At 71.1% G+C, this 17004-nt stretch carries 11 protein-coding genes and 4 tRNA genes; 4 read left to right on the top strand and 11 right to left on the bottom strand.

Translation table 11 applies throughout. The features are described from left to right. The first annotated feature begins 24 nt into the window (after positions 1 to 24). On the top strand, positions 25 to 1758 hold the full coding sequence (locus VIS07_05150) for a helix-hairpin-helix domain-containing protein (GenBank protein ID HEY8514883.1): 1734 nt from the start codon (positions 25 to 27) through the stop codon (positions 1756 to 1758). 78 nt (positions 1759 to 1836) lie between these two features. On the opposite strand, the gene VIS07_05145 is transcribed toward VIS07_05150, so the two are convergent. From VIS07_05145 to VIS07_05130, 4 genes are all read right to left on the bottom strand, one after another. Then, positions 1837 to 4071: a DUF3604 domain-containing protein gene (locus VIS07_05145; GenBank protein ID HEY8514882.1), complete on the bottom strand. Its 2235-nt coding sequence runs from the start codon at positions 4069 to 4071 to the stop codon at positions 1837 to 1839. 113 nt (positions 4072 to 4184) lie between these two features. After that, the gene (locus VIS07_05140; GenBank protein HEY8514881.1) at positions 4185 to 5261 is read right to left on the bottom strand and encodes an ATP-dependent DNA ligase; all 1077 of its coding nucleotides are present in this window, start codon (positions 5259 to 5261) and stop codon (positions 4185 to 4187) included. Positions 5262 to 5313: 52 nt separating this feature from the next. Beyond that, complete coding sequence (locus VIS07_05135) at positions 5314 to 6528, bottom strand: acetate/propionate family kinase (GenBank protein HEY8514880.1); 1215 nt, start codon at positions 6526 to 6528, stop codon at positions 5314 to 5316. A gap of 8 nt (positions 6529 to 6536) precedes the next feature. Continuing rightward, positions 6537 to 8903: a phosphoketolase family protein gene (locus VIS07_05130; GenBank protein HEY8514879.1), complete on the bottom strand. Its 2367-nt coding sequence runs from the start codon at positions 8901 to 8903 to the stop codon at positions 6537 to 6539. A 368-nt stretch (positions 8904 to 9271) separates the two neighbouring features. Between VIS07_05130 and VIS07_05125 the strand changes: the two genes are divergently transcribed. Both VIS07_05125 and VIS07_05120 read left to right on the top strand, forming a co-directional pair. Next, the gene (locus VIS07_05125; GenBank protein HEY8514878.1) at positions 9272 to 10228 is read left to right on the top strand and encodes a hypothetical protein; all 957 of its coding nucleotides are present in this window, start codon (positions 9272 to 9274) and stop codon (positions 10226 to 10228) included. 75 nt (positions 10229 to 10303) lie between these two features. Next, the gene (locus VIS07_05120) at positions 10304 to 11740 is read left to right on the top strand and encodes a coniferyl aldehyde dehydrogenase (GenBank protein HEY8514877.1); all 1437 of its coding nucleotides are present in this window, start codon (positions 10304 to 10306) and stop codon (positions 11738 to 11740) included. Positions 11741 to 11870: 130 nt separating this feature from the next. On the opposite strand, the gene VIS07_05115 is transcribed toward VIS07_05120, so the two are convergent. Next, positions 11871 to 12317, bottom strand: a complete 447-nt coding sequence (locus VIS07_05115) for an OB-fold domain-containing protein (GenBank protein ID HEY8514876.1) — start codon at positions 12315 to 12317, stop codon at positions 11871 to 11873. A gap of 2 nt (positions 12318 to 12319) precedes the next feature. Continuing rightward, entirely contained in the window at positions 12320 to 13480 is a 1161-nt protein-coding gene (locus VIS07_05110) for a lipid-transfer protein (protein HEY8514875.1), read from the bottom strand. Positions 13481 to 13626: 146 nt separating this feature from the next. On the opposite strand from VIS07_05110, the gene VIS07_05105 reads away from it, so the two are divergent. Further along, positions 13627 to 15306: a radical SAM protein gene (locus tag VIS07_05105; GenBank protein HEY8514874.1), complete on the top strand. Its 1680-nt coding sequence runs from the start codon at positions 13627 to 13629 to the stop codon at positions 15304 to 15306. A 208-nt stretch (positions 15307 to 15514) separates the two neighbouring features. Here VIS07_05105 and VIS07_05100 read toward each other — a convergent pair. The 5 genes from VIS07_05100 to rdgB form a co-directional block, all read right to left on the bottom strand. Next, a tRNA-Lys gene (locus VIS07_05100) sits at positions 15515 to 15587 on the bottom strand. Between the two features lie 183 nt (positions 15588 to 15770). Continuing rightward, positions 15771 to 15845: transfer RNA gene (locus VIS07_05095), tRNA-His, on the bottom strand. Positions 15846 to 16038: 193 nt separating this feature from the next. Beyond that, positions 16039 to 16112 (bottom strand) — tRNA-Arg (locus VIS07_05090). 22 nt (positions 16113 to 16134) lie between these two features. Then, positions 16135 to 16208: transfer RNA gene (locus VIS07_05085), tRNA-Pro, on the bottom strand. A 169-nt stretch (positions 16209 to 16377) separates the two neighbouring features. Next, complete coding sequence (gene rdgB / locus VIS07_05080) at positions 16378 to 16974, bottom strand: RdgB/HAM1 family non-canonical purine NTP pyrophosphatase (GenBank protein HEY8514873.1); 597 nt, start codon at positions 16972 to 16974, stop codon at positions 16378 to 16380. Positions 16975 to 17004: the final 30 nt, after the last annotated feature.

Raw genomic sequence — 17004 nt, 5'->3', positions numbered from 1 at the left:
GGCACCGGAAGGTACACCGGAGACGTGGCCGACACGAAGCAGGACGTTCTCGACATGCTGCGCGAGCTCACCGAGCTCGTGATCCTCGACGAGGGCGACCCGCAGTCCTTCCGTGTGCGCGCCTACGAGAGCGCCGCGTACGGCATCGAGGCGTATCCGGGCGACCTCGCGAAGCTGTCGGCGAAGGAGCTCGAGAAGATCCCCGGCGTCGGCAAGAGCACGGCGGCGAAGATCCGCGAGCTGATCGAGACCGGCAAGGTGAAGAAGCTCGAGGAGCTGCGCGTCAAGCACCCGCCGTCGATCGTCGCGCTGACGCGCATCCCGGGACTCGGTCCGAAGGCGATCCAGCGGCTGCGCACGGAGCTCGGCGTCACCGGGCTCGACGATCTGAAGCGCGTCCTCGCCGAGCACCGTCTGCGCAACCTGCGCGGCTTCGGCCCGAAGAGCGAGGAGAAGCTCGCCGCCGCGATCGCGCGCCTCGAGGAGGGCGGCGGCGGCAAGCGCACGCCGATCTCGGTCGCGCTGCCGCTCGCGGAGCGCATCGTCGCGCACCTCGCGCAGGTGCCGGGCGTGACGCACGCGTCCTACGCGGGCTCGCTGCGCCGCTTCTGCGAGACGGTCGGCGACGTCGACATCATCGTCGCGGCGTCCGACCCGGCGAAGGTCATGGAGGCGTTCGTCGGGATGAACGTCGTCGACCGCGTGCTGGTGCGCGGCGAGGGCAAGACGAGCATCGTCACGCGCCGCGGCACGCAGGTCGACCTGCGAGTCGTCGCCGCGCACCAGCTCGGCGCCGCGCGGCTCTACTTCACCGGCAGCAAGGGACACAACATCAAGCTGCGCACGCGCGCGCTCGCGCGCGGCTGGACGCTCAACGAGTACGCGCTCGCCGAGCTCGAGACCGGCAAGGTGATCGCGTCGGAGACCGAGGAGGAGATCTACGCGGCGCTCGGGCTGCCGTGGATCCCGCCCGTGCTGCGCGAGGACCAGGGCGAGATCGAGGCCGCCGAGAAGGGGCTCTTGCCGCGGCCGATCGAGCAGACGATCGGCGACTTCCACGTCCACACCACGACCTCGGGCGACGGGCGCTCGCCGCTCGAGGAGGTGGTGATGGCGGCGATCGCGCGCGGCGTGCGCGTGCTCGCGATCACCGAGCACGCGGAGAACACGATCTCCGGCGTCGGACGCGAGGCGCTGCTCGCGCAGCGCGCGAAGATCCGCGCCGTGCAGCGCGAGGTCGGCGACCGGATCCTGCTGCTGCACGGGGTCGAGCTCAACATCGGCCGCAACGGCGAGCTCGACTGGGATCCCGAATTCCGCAGCACCTTCGACTGGTGTCTCGCGAGCGTGCACGACCACTTCGATCTCGACCGCGCGGCGCAGACCCGGCGCATCGTCACCGCGATGCAGGACCCGGCGGTGCGCATGATCGGACACCTCTCGGCGCGCATGATCGGCGCACGGCCGCCGATCGATCTCGACCTCGACGCGGTGCTCGCCGCCGCCGAGGCGACCGGCACCGCGCTCGAGATCAACGGCGGGCTGCCGCGCCTCGACCTGTCGGTGGACGCGCTGCGCATCGCCCGCGAGCGCAACGTCGTCCTCGTGCTGTCGAGCGACGCGCACCGCGCGAGCGAGCTCGCGCGCGTCGACTACGCGGCGCTCAACGCGCAGCGCGCGTGGGTCGATCCAGCGCGGGTCGCGAACACGTGGGACGCAGACCGCCTCGCCGCCTGGGCGCGCGGCGCGAGCGCGTGAGCGAGCTGCACGTCGCGTGAGCAAGCGGCGCGGCGACGCGAAGCACGAGGCGCGTTCGCGTGAGCGCGCCGCGCGCGCTCAGCGCGCCTGATCGACGAAGATCGGCGACGACCAGGCGCGCTCGGCGACCGGGGCGAGGCAGTCGTCGTTCGGCCGGGCGCGATAGCTGCCGTGGCAGGGCTCGACGGCGACCGCGTTGTCCTCCGCATCGAAGCGCGTGCGCAGGTTGGCGCCGTTGATCGCCGGCGTCTCCTGCTGGATCGCGCGCGCGTAGTACACCGCGTCGCGCCCCGACGACGCGAACTCCGGATCCTCGAAGGTCGCCACGCAGCCCGCCGGATCGGGCGGACACTCGAAGCGTCGCCACGGATCGTCGATCAGCGTCGCGACGTCCTCGTCGGGCGTCGTCTGCGGGCGCACGCGCACGATCTCGATCGCCGCGATCGGCACGCGCTCGTCGCCGGGGTTGTAGCACTCGCCGTGGCAGAGCTTCTCGAGGCGCTCCGCGGGGAGACCCGAGACGCTCTCGGGCGGACAGCCGGGCTTCTGCACCAGCGAGCCGACCGCGCGCACCTCGAAGCGCGGCGCCTCGCTCATGCGCACCTCGCTGCCCATCGGCGCGGGACCGCCCGGCGCGTTCACCAGATCGAACCACAGCAGGATGCGCGGACCGCTCGTGCCGTAGACCTCGCGCCGCTTGAGCGCGCGCCAGATCGAGTCGCGGTCGCGGCCGTCGGCGTGCACGGCGACGAGCCCGCCCGGGTACATGAACGACGACACGCGCTCGACGTCGAAGAGCGTCGCGAAGCTGCGCTCGGTGCGCGTGACGGGCTGCGCACGCTGCGGGTCGACCTGCTCGCCCATCGCCCACTCGCGCAGCGCCCACTCGTACCACTCGGAGGAGAAGCCGTGCGTGTCGGTCATCCAGCGCCGGCCGACCTGCTTGTAACCGGTACCCGGGCGCGCGTGGTGGTCGTCGCTCGAGGCGACGAAGCCCCAGCGGAAGCGCAGCGGCTCGCTGTCGTCGTCACCATCACGGGCTTCGTCGCCGTGGCCGCCTTCGCCCGGTCGCGACAGCGCGAGGCTGTACTGTGCGCTCTGCTTCGGGCGCAGCGTGAACGCGGGCTTGAAGCAGTCGCGGCACTGGTCGCAGTCGAGCCAGTCCTCCTCGCGCGTGTCCGGAATCACGAGGTGCGGCGAGACCAGCGCGCTCGCGGCGAGACGCCTCGCCTCCTCGACCCGGCGCTCGCACTCGTCGGTGGGCAGATCGCCGCAGCGCTCGCGGATGATCTCGCCCGCGCGCCAGCAGCACGGCAGGTAGTCCTCGGTCGGCGGCGGACACACCACCTCGCCGTCCTCGCCGACGCGCGGCTCGGGCCACGCGCGGTACGGCTCGCCGTTGCCGTGTCCGGAGAACACTTCGAGGAGCGTCTGGCGCTCGGGGTCGTGCAGGCCGGGCTTGAGCTGCACGTCGAGGCGCGCGCCCGCCGGCGTGTGCAGGCCCCAGGTGAGACCGTGCGGGATGACGAGCACGTCGAAGCCCCACTGCGCGAGCTTCTCGAAGAGCTCGCGCGGCGTCGGCGCGTTCTCGCGACAGCTCGCGGGCAGCGTGCGCGTGTCGACGCCGGCCTCGCAGGTCGGGAGCGCCGCGATCTGGCGCATCCACTCGACGAACTCGCCGTAGCGGCCGGGCGTCAGCGCAGCGGCGATCCGCATCGCGCGCAGCCCCCACTCGCCGGGCGCTTGCTGCATCGTGCGGTCGTCGAGCGAGGTGATGACACGCGCCGGCAGCTCGTCGTCGGCGAGGCCGGGGAAGATCACGTTCTTGTGCCCGAAGTGCGTCTCCGGGGTCGGTCCGACCTGCGTCCACTCCCAGCCGACGAACGCGACCATGTCGGGGTCGCGCGGATCGCCGGCGCGCGCGTTGCACTCGCGCATGGTCTGCTTGATCTCGGTCCACTGCTCGGGCGTCAGGCCCTCGGCGTGCTCCGTCAAGGCAAAGAAGTCGACCGCCGCACAGTAGCGCGCGAAGTCGCAGGCGTCGGCCGGCGGGTGCGCCCCCTCGCCGCCGAAGAGTGGCAGCGAGTACATGAAGGCGTCGATCGAGTACGTCGTGTGGACGTGCAGGTCGCCGAACAGGATGCGTCGCTCGCGGCGCGCGTCGCCCTCGGGGAGGACCGCCTGCTGCGCGGCCTTCTGCGCGGCGGCCTGCGCGCGCAGCGCGTGCTGCGGTCGGCGCGCGCCGACGATCTCGTTCGTCGACTCGCCGCTGCAGCCCGCGAGGAGCGCGATGCCGAGCGCGGCGAGGAGCACAGGGGCCGATCTTCGCACGAAGCGAAGAAGACAGATCGCGCGCCGGTTGTGAAGCGCCCCGCGGACGACGCGGCGCGCGGTGAGGCGACGGGATTACGCCGCGGACGACGCCGCTACAGCCCGAAGATGTCCTTCAGCTCGTGCGGCGGCACGACCTCGAGCTGCGCGTAGGTACAGTCGCGCGGATTCTTGTCGGTGCGGAAGCGCCGGAACTGCGCCGTGTGGCGAAAGCGCGTGCCCTGCATGTGGTCGTAGCCGACCTCGACGACCAGCTCGGGACGCAGCGGCACCCACGACAGATCCTTGTCGCTGCTCCAGCGGCTCTTCGCGCCCGGCATGCGCTGCCCTGCGACGTGGTGATCGTTCTCCGCCCAGTCGCGCCACGGATGGCCGTCGAGCGCGTTCTCGCGGTACGGCGCGAGCACCTCGACCAGCTCGCGACGCTTCGGCATCGTGAAGCTCGCGCACACGCCGACGTGGTGCAGCGCGCCCTGCTCGTCGTAGAGCCCAAGCAGCAGCGAGCCCACGGCGACGTTCTCGCCGTTCTTGTGCCAGCGGAAGCCGCCGACCACGCAGTCGCACTCGCGCGCGTGCTTGACCTTGAACATCACGCGCTTGTTCGGCTCGTAGACGCCGTCTGCAGGCTTCGCCATCACGCCGTCGAGCCCCGCGCCCTCGAAGCGCTCGAACCAGCTCTGGGCGGTCGCGAGGTCGCTCGTGATCGGCGTCACGTGCAGCGGCGGCTTCGCGCGCGCGAGCACGCGCTCGAGACGCGCGCGACGCTCGGCGAACGGCGTGCGCAGCAGGTCCTCGTCGCCGACGCACAGCAGGTCCCAGAACACCATCGACGCCGGGATCTCGCGCGCGAGCAGCTCGACGCGCGACGCCGCGGGATGGATGCGCTGCTGCAGCGCCTCGAAGTCGAGCCCCTCGCCGAGCGCCACCACGACCTCGCCGTCGAGCACGCAGCGCTCGGGGAGCTGCGCGCGCAGCGGCGCGAGCAGCTCGGGGAAGTAGCGGTCGAGCGGCTTCTCGTCGCGGCTCTGCAGCAGCACCTCGTCGCCGTCGCGGAAGACGAGCACGCGAAAGCCGTCCCACTTGGGCTCGTAGAGAAAGCCGTCGCCGTCGGGCAGCGCGTCGATGCGCTTGGCGAGCATCGGCAGGACCGGCGGGTTCACGGGGAGGTTCACGAGGCGATGCTAGCAGAGAGCGCGCTCGCCGCGCGTGCCACGCACGCAGAGCTCACACGCCACCCGCGACGCGGGCGCGCGTGTGGCGCGCGATCACGCGCTCCTCGTCGGTTGCGACGACGCGCACCGTGCACGGGCTCGCGTCCGCGCTGACCACGGCCGCGTTGCGCGCGTTGCGCTCCGGGTCGAGACGCACGCCGAGGTGCTCGAGGCCCGTGCAGATGCCGGCGCGGATCTCGGCCGCGTGCTCGCCGATGCCGCCGGTGAAGACGAGCTGATCGACCCCACCGAGCGACGCCGCCATCGCGCCGACGTGGCGGCGCGCGATCCAGCAGAAGAGCTCGATTGCCTCGTCGGCTGCGGCCGAGGTCGCGCGGCTTGCGAGCAGCGTGCGCACGTCGCTGCTCTCGCCCGAGACGCCGAGCAGCCCGCTCTCCGCCTCGACCAGGCGCTGCAGGCGCTCGACGTCCCAGCCCTCGACGCGCGCGAGGTGGAACAGCACGCCCGGGTCGAGGTCGCCGCTGCGCGTGCCCATCATCAGACCGCCGGTCGGCGTGAGGCCCATCGTGGTGTCGATCGGGAGGCCGTCGCGCACCGCGGCGAGGCTCGCGCCGTTGCCGAGGTGCGCGATCACGATGCGCCCGCGCGCGCCGTCGGGCAGCGCGCCGAGGACGTACTCGTAGGACAGCCCGTGAAAGCCGTAGCGCCGCACGCCCTTGTCCCACAGCGCGCGCGGCAGCGGCAGACGGCGCGCGGCGGCCGGCATGCGCTGGTGAAACGCGGTGTCGAAGCACACGACCTGCGGCAGCTCCGGCGCGCGCCGCGCGAGCGCGCGCACGACCGCGATCTCCGCTGGAAGGTGAAGCGGCGCGAACGGCTCGAGCGCCTCGAGCTCCGCGACCAGCGCGTCGGTCACGCGCTGCGGTGCGACGTGGTCCGGGCCGCCGTGCACGATGCGGTGCCCCGCCGCGTCCGGCGCGCCGAGGCCGTGCGACGCCGCGACGTCGAGCACGCGCGTCAATGCCTGCGCCGCGTGGTGCGTGACGCCGCCGGCTTCGTGCACATCACGTCCGGCGTCCTCACCGCTCACGAGCTTCTGACTGCACAGCTCGCGGCGCTCGCCCGCGTCGTCGACCGCGTGCAGTACGAGGCGCGCATCCGGTCCGACGTCCGACACCGACGCGCTCGCCACGCGCCGCTCGGACGAGGCGTCGGCCTCGAACCAGGCGAGCTTGAGCGACGACGAGCCGACGTTGACGCTGAGCACGCGCAACGTCAGGCGCTCCACACCCAGTCGCGCACCTCGGGCATGTCCTCGAGGTGCTCGCGCACGTAGACGCGGTGGCGCGCCAGCATCTCGTCGCAGTGCGCGGCGAGCGCCCGCGTGCGGTCGTCCTGCGCGGGCAGGCGGCGCAGCGCCTCCTTGCACAGGTGGTAGCGGCTCATCCCGTTCGCCACCGTCATGTCGAAGGGCGTCGTCGTCGTGCCCTCCTCGATGAAGCCGCGCACGTGGAAGCGCTCGGGCTCGGGACGTCCGTGCACGATCTCGTGGATCGCGCGCTGGTAGCCGTGGAAGGCGAAGATCACCGGGCGGTCGGCGGTGAAGAGCTCGACGAACTCGCCCTGCGGCAGCCCGTGCGGATGGCTCTCGGGGACGAAGAGCGTCATCAGGTCGACGACGTTCACGACCCGCACGCGCACGTGCGGGACGTGGTGGCGCATGAGCCACGCGGCGGCGACGATCTCCTGCGTCGGCACGTCGCCCGCAGCGGCGAGCACGACGTCGGGGATCGCGTCGCCGCTCGTGCCCGCCCACTTCCACTCCGAGACGCCGACCGCGCAGTGCGCGCGCGCCGCCTCGACGTCGAGCCACTGCAGCTGCGGCTGCTTGTCGATCACGATCAGGTTCACGTAGCCGCGGCTGCGCAGGCAGTGGTCCGCGACCGACAGCAGGCAGTTCGCGTCGGGCGGCAGGTAGATGCGCGCGATCGCGCCCTTCTTCGACAGCACGGTGTCGATCAGACCCGGTCCCTGGTGGCTGAAGCCGTTGTGGTCGTTTCGCCAGCAGGTCGAGGTCAGCAGGACGTTGAGCGACGCGATCGGCGCGCGCCACGGCAGGTGGATCGCGTGCTCGAGCCACTTCGCGTGCTGCACGGTCATCGACGCCGACACCATGGCGAAGGCCTCGTAGGTCGCGAACAGCCCGTGCCGTCCGGTGAGCAGGTAGCCCTCGAGCCAGCCGTGGCAGAGGTGCTCGCTCAGCACCTCGAAGACGCGTCCGTCCGGCGAGAGGTGGTCGTCCGTCGGCAGGATCCCGCCGATGAAGCAGCGGTTCTCGACCTCGAACACGCTGCCGAGCCGATTCGAATTGACCTCGTCGGGGCAGAACACGCGGAAGTTTGCTTGACGGCGGTTGCGGACGAGGACGTCGCGCAGGAGCTCACCGAGCTTGCGCGTCGACTCGTGGCGCTCGGTCGCCGGCTGCCGGACGTCGACGCCGTACTCGCTCCACGCCGGCAGGTCGAGGTCGACCAGCAGCCGACCGCCGTTCGCGTGCGGGTTCGCGCCCATGCGACGCTCGCCCGTGGGCGCCAGCGCCGCGAGCTCGGGAACGAGCCGTCCCTGCGCGTCGAACAGCTTCTCGGGCTCGTAGCTGCGCATCCACTGCTCGAGGATCGCGCGGTGCTCCGGGTTGGTGCGCACCTCGGCGACCGGCACCTGGTGCGCGCGGAACGTGCCCTCGATCTGCAGGCCATCGACCTGCTTCGGTCCGGTCCAGCCCTTCGGCGTGCGCAGCACGATCGCGGGCCAGCGCGGGACGTCGGAGACCGCGGACGCGCCGCGGCGGCGCGCGTCGTCCTGGATCTCGCGCACGCGCTGGTACGCACGCTCGAGCGCCTCGGCGAAGGCCTGGTGCACCGCGTGCGGCTCGTCGCCCTCGACGAACAGCGGATCCCAGCCCTGGCTCGCGAGGTAGCTTTGGATTGACGCGTCGTCGGTGCGCCCGAAGATCGTCGGGTTCGCGATCTTGTAGCCGTTCAGGTGCAGCACCGGCAGGACGGCGCCGTCGCGCGCCGGGTTGAGGAAGCGGATCCCCTTCCACGATCCGGCGAGCGGGCCGGTCTCCGCCTCGCCGTCGCCGACCACGGCGACCACCAGCAGGTCCGGGTTGTCGAACGCCGCGCCGAACGCGTGCGTCAGCACGTAGCCGAGCTCGCCGCCCTCGTGAATCGAGCCGGGCGTCGGCACGCTGACGTGGCTCGGGATGCCGCCCGGGGTCGAGAACTGGCGGAAGAGCCGCTGCAGCCCGGCCTCGTCCTGCGACACCTCGGGGTAGATCTCGGAGTACGTTCCCTCGAGGTAGACGTTGGCGACGATCGCAGGACCGCCGTGTCCCGGACCCGCGAGGTAGATCACGTTCGCGTCGTGCTCGCGGATCAGGCGGTTCAGGTGCACGTAGATCAGGCTCAGGCCCGGCGACGTGCCCCAGTGCCCCAGCAGACGCGGCTTGATGTGCTCGGGACGGATCGGCTCGCGCAGCAGCGGATTGGCCTGCAGGTAGATCTGTCCGACCGTCAAGTAATTGGCGGCGCGCCAGTACGCGTCGAGACGCTCGAGCTCGACGCCCGACAAAACCTTCATGCTGCTCCTCCGTCGCGCACGAGCGGTCGGCCGACGTCCCTCCTCGCCGGATGCTCCGGCGCACGCTCGCGCAGCAATCACGCTCGGGGGCGCGTTTGCTGACCACCATACGCCGGACGGACGTCTTGGGAAGCCGGCTCGCGAGCGTTTCGGTGACGTGCGCTCGTGGCACAGCGGTGCCACCTGCGTCACATCGCGCACGACGCCCGCCATGCCGAAGATGTAGGGAGCGCTCTAGGCCGACACGTAGAATCGCGGCGCGGCGCGCAACCCGTCGCGTGGCACCGCCATTGCAGATCGCCCCGCCGCCGCGTCCGGGACGAGCGAGGGGAAAGGCGGCAGGAGCAATGATGTCGGGTGGAACGCTGATGAGGGCGGTGATTGCGGGCGCGGTGCTCGCGAGCGCGCCGTGGGCGTCGAAGGCCGACGCCGGCTGCGGCTGCGACAAGCCGCCGCCCGAGCCTGCACAGGTCCGCCCGAGCTTCGCGTCGCTCGGTCAGACGGTCACGCTCTTCGGCCCCGACATCAAGGGCGGCAAGTACCAGGTCACCTTCGAGGCCGACGGCGCGTCGGCGACGGTGACCGTGCAATCCGAGAACCGCCGCGATCTCGCCGACGGCAAGAAGAAGCATCAGCTCCGCGTCACCATGCCGTCCGGCCTGCCGCTCGGCCCGGCGCGCATCCGCGTCACGCGGCACGGCAACGGCGCCGAGGTGCTGCGCATCCCGAGCGATCAGTTCACCGTCCTGCAGGCGCCGCTGCGTCTCGAGGAGAGCGACGGCGTCACGATCGCGAAGTGCTACCGCGCCGCGGTCGGCGAGGACGGCACGGTGTACTTCCCGTTCGAGATCGGCGCGATCAGCCGGCGCATGGTGTTCAGCGGCCTCGCCGAGAGCTACCCGCTCACGTTCACGCCGGCGGACGTCGCGATCTACAACACGCAGGGCTTCCTCATGCAGCTCCTCGAGCCCGAGCAGGCGGGCGAGCTCTACACGATCGAGGATCCGGGCTCGCCGAAGAGCTTCGAGCTCATCTACGAGCGACACGAGTTCGTCACCTACAAGCGCCAGCACCAGCACGAGGGTCGCCTCGCGCTCGACAAGAAGGATCCCGACTGGCACGTCGACGGCACGCCGCACGTCGACCACGACAACCTGGTGATCGCGATCGCCGGACGCCTCGAAGACGGCTCGACGCCGCAGCCGGGCTCGACGCCCGCGTTCGATCTCAGCGTGGCGACCGCGCTCGCCGACACGTCGACCCGACCGACCACGCGCGTCCTCCAGTGGAGCAGCTCCTGCGGGCCCGATCGCGCCCGCCGCTGAGCGAGCCACGAGCCCCCTTGCCTCGGTCGAGCGCCCGGCGTGAGAATCCGCCGAGCGATCGCTAGGAGGGAGCTCATGGCACAGACCGCCCAACTCCGGAAGATCGAGCAGGTCGAGAACGAAGCGCAGCGCGTGTTCGCGCTGCAGCGGGAAGCCTACCTGCGGCATCCCTTCCCGTCGGCCGAGGAGCGCAAGGAGAACCTGCGCAAGCTCGACCGCATCCTGGTCGAGAACGCGCAGGCGATCGCCGACGCGATCCAGAAAGACTTTGGCCATCGCGCCGTCGAGGAGACGCTGATGGCCGAGGTCTTCGCGAGCGTCGACGGCATCCGCCACGCCGTCAAGCACGTCGCGAAGTGGATGAAGCCGCAGAAGCGCGCGGTGTCGATCACCTTCGCGGGCGGCTCGAACATGGTGGTGCCGCAGCCGAAGGGCGTGGTCGGCGTGGTGTCGCCGTGGAACTACCCGCTGTTCCTCACCATCGGCCCGCTGACCAGCATCCTCGCCGCCGGCAACCGCGCGATGGTCAAGATGGCGACCAACTCGCAGAACCTCGCGCGGCTCCTCGCCGAGAAGGTGAGCGCGGTGTTTCCGGAGGACACGGTCGCGATCCTGCCCGGCGTGCGCGCGCAGGACTTCTCCACCCTGCCCTTCGACCACCTGATCTTCACCGGCTCCGCGGACGCGGGTCGCACGGTGATGCGCTCGGCGGCGGAGAACCTGACGCCGGTCACGCTCGAGCTCGGCGGCAAGTCGCCGACCATCGTGTGCGACGACTTCGACATCGACGAGGCCGCGTCGCGCATCCTCTACGCGAAGTACCTGAACGCCGGGCAGACCTGCCTCGCGCCGGACTACCTCCTGATCTCGGAGGCGAAGCGCGACCGCTTCGTCGAGGCGGCGAAGCGCATCCTGCCCGAGCGCTACCCCGACATCCGCCAGCCGAGCTACACCTCGGTGATCGACGAGAAGTCGTACCGCCGGCTGCGCGCGACGCTCGAGGACGCGCAGCAGAAGGGCGCGACGATCGTGCCGCTCATCCCGGGCGCGACGTTCGACGACCAGCTCCGCAAGATCCCTCCGCACCTCGTGCTCGACGTCAACGACTCGATGCGGATCATGCAGGAGGAGATCTTCGGGCCGCTCTTCCCGATCAAGACCTACAAGTCGCTCGACGAGGCGATCGCGTACATCAACTCGAAGGATCGTCCGCTCGGGCTCTACGTCTTCACCAACGACTCGAAGCTGCAGGAGAAGGTCCTGTACTCGACCATCTCCGGCGGCGTGACGATCAACAACTGCGTGCTGCACGTCGCGCAGCACGACCTGCCCTTCGGCGGCATCGGCGCGAGCGGCATGGGCCACTACCACGGCTACGAGGGCTTCCTCGAGTTCACGAAGCTCCGCCCGGTGTTCAAGAACCCGCGCTTCTCGCTGCTGTCGATGTTCTACCCGCCGTACACGGCGCGCACGCGGCAGCTGCTCGACCTGCTGATCCGCTACAAGCCGTAGAACGGATCACGCGCTTTCGTTGGCGTCGCGCCGCCGCCGGTCACCCGACCGCGGCGGCGCACGCGTTTTCGGGCTCGCGTCGGGCTGCTGCGCTCGCGCGCGGCGTCGGCTCAGGACGCGCGCGGCGTGCTCACGGTGCGGTCGCCCGCACCCAGCGCGGCAGCACGACGTGCTCGACCCGCGCGAACACGACCTGCACCGGCTCGCCGATGCGGATCGTCGCGGGATCGATCGCGTTGATCGGTCCGTCGGCCGACTCGACGAGGTTGCCGACCAGGCGCAGCGTCGGATCCTCCTCGAGCTCGACGACGATCACGTTGTAGGGCGCGAGCTCCGCGTACGCCGGCAAGAGCGGCGGGTGCGCGACGACGAACGACCAGATGCGTCCGCGCCCCGAGACCTTCGTCCAGCGCTCGCTGAGCGAGCGGCACGCGGGACACATCGGACGCGGCGGCATGCGCATCTTGCCGCAGTCGGCGCAGGTCTGGATCAGCAGCTCGCCGCGCGCGGCACCCTCCCAGAACGGACGCGCCGCGGGATCGCCGAGGCCGGGCAGGACGAAGCCGGAGGTCGCCACCGTCAGCTCCGCAGCACGAGCGCGCTCGTCGGCACGCCCTCGCCGCTGGTCACGAGACAGCTCGCCGCGCCCTCGACCTGGCAGGTCGACGTACCGCGCATTTGGCGCACGCCCTCGACGATCAGGTTGAAGCCGTGCACGTACGCTTCCGACATGCCGCCGCCCGCGGTGTTGGTCGGCAGCCGTCCGTCGGGCCACTCGAGCGCGCCGTTCTCGGTGAAGGCCGCGCCCTCGCCGCGCTTGCAGAAGCCGTAGCCCTCGAGCGACAGGATCACGAGCGGGCTGAACGCGTCGTAGATCTGCGCGACGTCGATGTCCTCGGGCTTGAGGTCGCTGTTCGCCCACAGCCGCTTCATGCAGGCGTGCGACGGTCCGGCGAGCGGGTCGTCGCAGAAGTAGTTGGTCATCGTCTGGTGCTGCGGCGGGATGCCCTGCGCGTACGCATGGATGTAGACCGGCTTCTGCTTGAGGTCCTTCGCGCGCTCGGCCGAGACGATCACCACCGCGAGCGCGCCGTCGGTCTCGAGGCAGTTGTCGTAGAGGCACAGCGGCTCCGACACCCAGCGCGCGCTCATGTACTGCTCGCGGGTGAGCGGCTTGTCGTACATCATCGCGTTCGGGTTGCGGTTCGCGTGCTTGCGGAACGCGAGCGCGACGTTCGCGAAGTGGTCGCGGGTCGCGCCGTACTCGTGCATGTAGCGGCGCGCGAGCATCGCGACCTCGTCGACCGGGCGCAGCAGACCCCAGGGACGGCTCCACTGCCAGGGCGTGTCGATGCGGTTGCTGGTCTGCGCCCACGGACGGCTGCCCTTGTCGGCGCGCTTGCGCGACCGCCAGGCGACCGCGACCTCGCACTGCCCGCTCGCGACCGCGAGCGCCGCGTGCCCCGTCGTGCCGCAGCCCGCGCCGCCGCCGTAGCCGACCTGGGCGAAGAAGGTGACGTCGCCCATGCCGAGGTTGCGCGCCACCTCGACCTCGCGCCCGTCCTCCATCGAGAAGGCGACCAAGCCGTCGACGTCCTTCGGCGAGAGCCCCGCGTCGTCGAGCGCCATCGAGATCGCCTGGCAGGCGAGCGACAGCTCGCTGTCCGCGAGCCCCTTGCCGAAGCGGGTCTGCGCGATGCCGACGATCGCGGTGCGGTCCTTGATGGTCGCGGCGGGCATGGCGAAGGTCTACCGAACTAGCAACGTCGGCTGGCGCGGCTCAAGCGCGAAGAGCGTCCGGGAGACGCGAAACGCTCGCATCGGATCCGCTTTCCGGGCATCCTTCCGCGCGCCCACGCCAGAGGCGTGACACATGGAGGCCGTCGATGCGCTTTCTGCTCGTGAATCCGTTCTATCCCATCGCCGAGATCCCTTCGCCGCCGCTCGGGATCTCGTATCTCGCCGGTGCCCTGGAGCGCGTCGGCGTCGAGGTCCGCGTGCTCGACCTCGTGGTCACCGCCTGCGACCGACCGAAGCTCGAGCGCGTCCTGAACGAGTTCCAGCCGGACATCGTCGGCGCGACCTCGGTCACCATGACCTTCAACGCCGCGATCTCCGTGATCCGCAACGTCAAGCAAATCGACCCGTCGATCACGACCGCAATGGGCGGCGCGCACGTGAGCTTCTGCGCCGAGTCGACGCTGAACCAGCATCCCGAGCTCGATCTGGTCGGCCTCGGCGAGGGCGAGGAGACCATCGTCGACATCGTGCGCGCCTTCGAGAACGGGCGTGACTTCAGCAAGGTGCCGGGCATCGTCTACCGCGACGGCGACACGATCCGGAACAACGGCCCGCGCGGCTACTGGATCGACGTCAACACGCTGCCCATGCCCTCGCGCCACCTCGTGCCGCTCGGACGCTACCGCGCGCTCGACCTGCCGATCTCGATGACCACGAGCCGCGGCTGTCCGTTCCAATGCATCTTCTGCACCGGCCGCCAGCTCGTCGGCGCGAAGATCCGCTACCGTCAAGCGACGAGCGTGGTCGACGAGATGGAGCACGTCGCGTCGCTCGGCTTCAAGCGCCTGAACCTCGCCGACGATCTCTTCACCGCGCGCAAGGACCACGCGCACGCGGTCTGCGACGAGATCCTGCGCCGCGGGCTCAAGGTCACCTGGACGAGCTTCTCGAACGTCAACACGGTCGACGTCCCGCTGCTGCGCAAGATGAAGGAGGCCGGCTGCATCCTCGTCAGCTTCGGCCTCGAGTCCGCGAACGCGGAGATCCTGAAAACCGTCCGCAAGGGGACCAAGATTCCTCGCATCCTCGAGGCGGTGCAGATGTGCAACGAGGCCGGCATCAAGCCGCACGGCTCGTTCATCGTCGGCCTGCCCGGCGAGACGCCCGAGACGCTGCGCGAGATGCACGACTTCGCGCGCAAGCTCGCCGAGATGGGCTGCGAGACCGGCGTGCACATGCTGGCGCCGTTCCCCGGCACCGCGGTCTACGAGCAGCGCGAGAAGTACGGCATCCGCCTGCTGACCGACGACTGGTCGCAGTTCCACGCCAACCACGCGATCACCGAGCAGGACTCGGCGAGCTACGAGCTGCAGGAAGCGATCGCGCTCGAGATCGAGGAGCGCGCGAAGAAGGCCTTCTGGGAGATGGCCGAGCGCGTGCTCAACGGCACCGCAAGCGAGGAGGATCGCGAGACCTACGCCCGCGTCGAGCGGCACGGCGTCTACTACGACATGATGATGCAGGACGTGCTCGAGACCGACGGCTCGTGGGACCTCGAGCAGCACGGACGCTCGGAAGCGGACATGGTCGCCGAGCTCGGCGCGCGCGTCCACGCGCGCACCGGCCAGAAGCCCGACGCGATCGCGCGCGCGCTCGACTACGGGCTGCGCGAGGGCTTCCTGCGCTACAGCGTGTCGGGCGGGCGCTGCACCTGGACGTGGGCCGACGAGGGTCCGATGTGGCACCCGAGCCCGCGCGAGGTCGAGGGCGCGCGCCCGCGCGTCGGGTCGCAGGAGGGTGCTGCGGCGGTCGCGGCGTCCGCGTAATCCGTTCGTCGCCGGCGCTGGCGCGGGGTTCGGTTGACGACCCCGCGCCGGCGCCGGAGCAGCTTTCCCACCGAGCACGCGGCGCGGAACGTCCCAGCGCGCCGCTCGCCAGACGCGGGTCGCCCTCTGGCGCTCCGGGGAGCCGGCCGCGAGCGCATCGGCTCGAGCGAGGCCGGTCGACGTCACCGCAATCTGCGGGGTTGGAGAATGGGCCGCCGGAGGCTCGAACTCCGGACCCGCTGATTAAGAGTCAGCTGCTCTACCAACTGAGCTAGCGGCCCACCGGGTTCTTAGCCACCGCAGGGTGGGCGCGCAACCGCCGAGCGCGCGAAGCGCGCAACGATGGACTTCACGCGACGCGCACACGGGTCCAACGCGGCCGCCGACGTCACCACGGTCCGCCGCACGCCGCAAGAAACGACGAGCGCCGGCCGGGTCTCGCGACCCAGGCCGGCGCTCGTGGCGGGTGAGCGAAGGGCTTCGAACCCTCGACCCCCGGAGCCACAATCCGGTGCTCTACCAGCTGAGCTACGCCCACCAGGAAGGAACGCACGGACGTATCGGTCGAGCCGCCGCGCGTCAACGTGCCGTCGCGCGCCCCTTGCCCGTCGCGGCCGGAAACGACCTCGGAGAGCGCCCCGAAAAACGCGCCACGGCGGAAGAGCGACCGCTGCAGCTCGGGAGCGCGCGCTTCCTCGCCCCACGGGCCCCACGCGGCGACGGGGGCCGCAGCGCGCCAGGAGGGATTCGAACCCCCGACCCACGGCTTAGAAGGCCGTTGCTCTATCCACCTGAGCTACTGGCGCACGTCCGATACGGAGCGAGAAGTCGGGGCGAGAGGATTTGAACCTCCGACATCCTGCTCCCAAAGCAGGCGCGCTACCAGACTGCGCCACGCCCCGTGCAACCGACCTCCGCCCGAGCAGAGCGACGGAGAAACCTACGGCTCGCCCCCTGACGTGTCAACGCGACGCTCGCCGCGCCGCCGCGCCGCACAGCAGCGGCAGCCCGCGACGCCCGCGCACGCGCAGCGTCGCAGATCCGCTGCCCGCGCCCGCGTCGGCGTCGGGGTCAGCCCGCCGTCTCGCCACGCAGCCGCGCGAGCAGCGCGCGCATCGCCGCCGCGCGGTGCGAGATCCGGTTCTTCTCCTCGGCCGGGATCGCGGCGAGCGTCCGCCCGAGGCTCGGGACGAGGAACACGGGATCGTAGCCGAACCCGCCCGCGCCGCGCGGCTCGCGGGTGATCTCGCCCTCGAGCGTGCCCTCGCCGACGATCCACTCGTCGCCCTGCACGAGCACGAGCGCGCAGCGAAAGCGCGCGCTGCGCCGCGGCTCGTCGCCGAGCTGGCGCAGCAGCAGCGCGCAGCGGCCGGCGTCGTCGAGCCCCGGCCCTCCGTAGCGCGCCGAGCGGACGCCGGGCGCGCCGCCGAGCGCGTCGACCTCGAGCCCGGAGTCGTCGGCGAGCGCCGCCCCGCCGACGAAGTCCGCGACGGCCCGCGCCTTCTTCAGCGCGTTGCCGACGTAGGTATCCTGGTCCTCGTCGACCACCGGCGGCGCCGGCTCGCGCGGCAGGAGACGGAGCTCGAAGGCGCCGTTTGCGAGCTTCGCGAGCTCGGCGAGCTTGCCCGCGTTGTGCGACGCGAGCGTGACGGCGCCACGGATCTGCACGCCTCGTCCTCGGTGCAACGACGCGGCAGC

Source organism: Candidatus Binatia bacterium (genome assembly GCA_036563615.1).
Lineage (GTDB): Bacteria > Desulfobacterota > Binatia > UBA12015 > UBA12015 > DATCMB01.
Note: the sequence above shows the minus strand (reverse complement) of the source record. Positions and strands in the feature narration are given on the sequence as shown.

What these genes read in the sequence shown, in the direction of transcription:
- VIS07_05130 (HEY8514879.1), bottom strand. Translation starts at nt 8,903, where the DNA reads ATGAAGGTTTTGTCGGGCGTCGAGCTCGAGCGTCTCGACGCGTACTGG.
- VIS07_05125 (HEY8514878.1), top strand. Translation starts at nt 9,272, where the DNA reads ATGAGGGCGGTGATTGCGGGCGCGGTGCTCGCGAGCGCGCCGTGGGCG.
- VIS07_05120 (HEY8514877.1), top strand. Translation starts at nt 10,304, where the DNA reads ATGGCACAGACCGCCCAACTCCGGAAGATCGAGCAGGTCGAGAACGAA.
- VIS07_05110 (HEY8514875.1), bottom strand. Translation starts at nt 13,480, where the DNA reads ATGCCCGCCGCGACCATCAAGGACCGCACCGCGATCGTCGGCATCGCG.
- VIS07_05105 (HEY8514874.1), top strand. Translation starts at nt 13,627, where the DNA reads ATGCGCTTTCTGCTCGTGAATCCGTTCTATCCCATCGCCGAGATCCCT.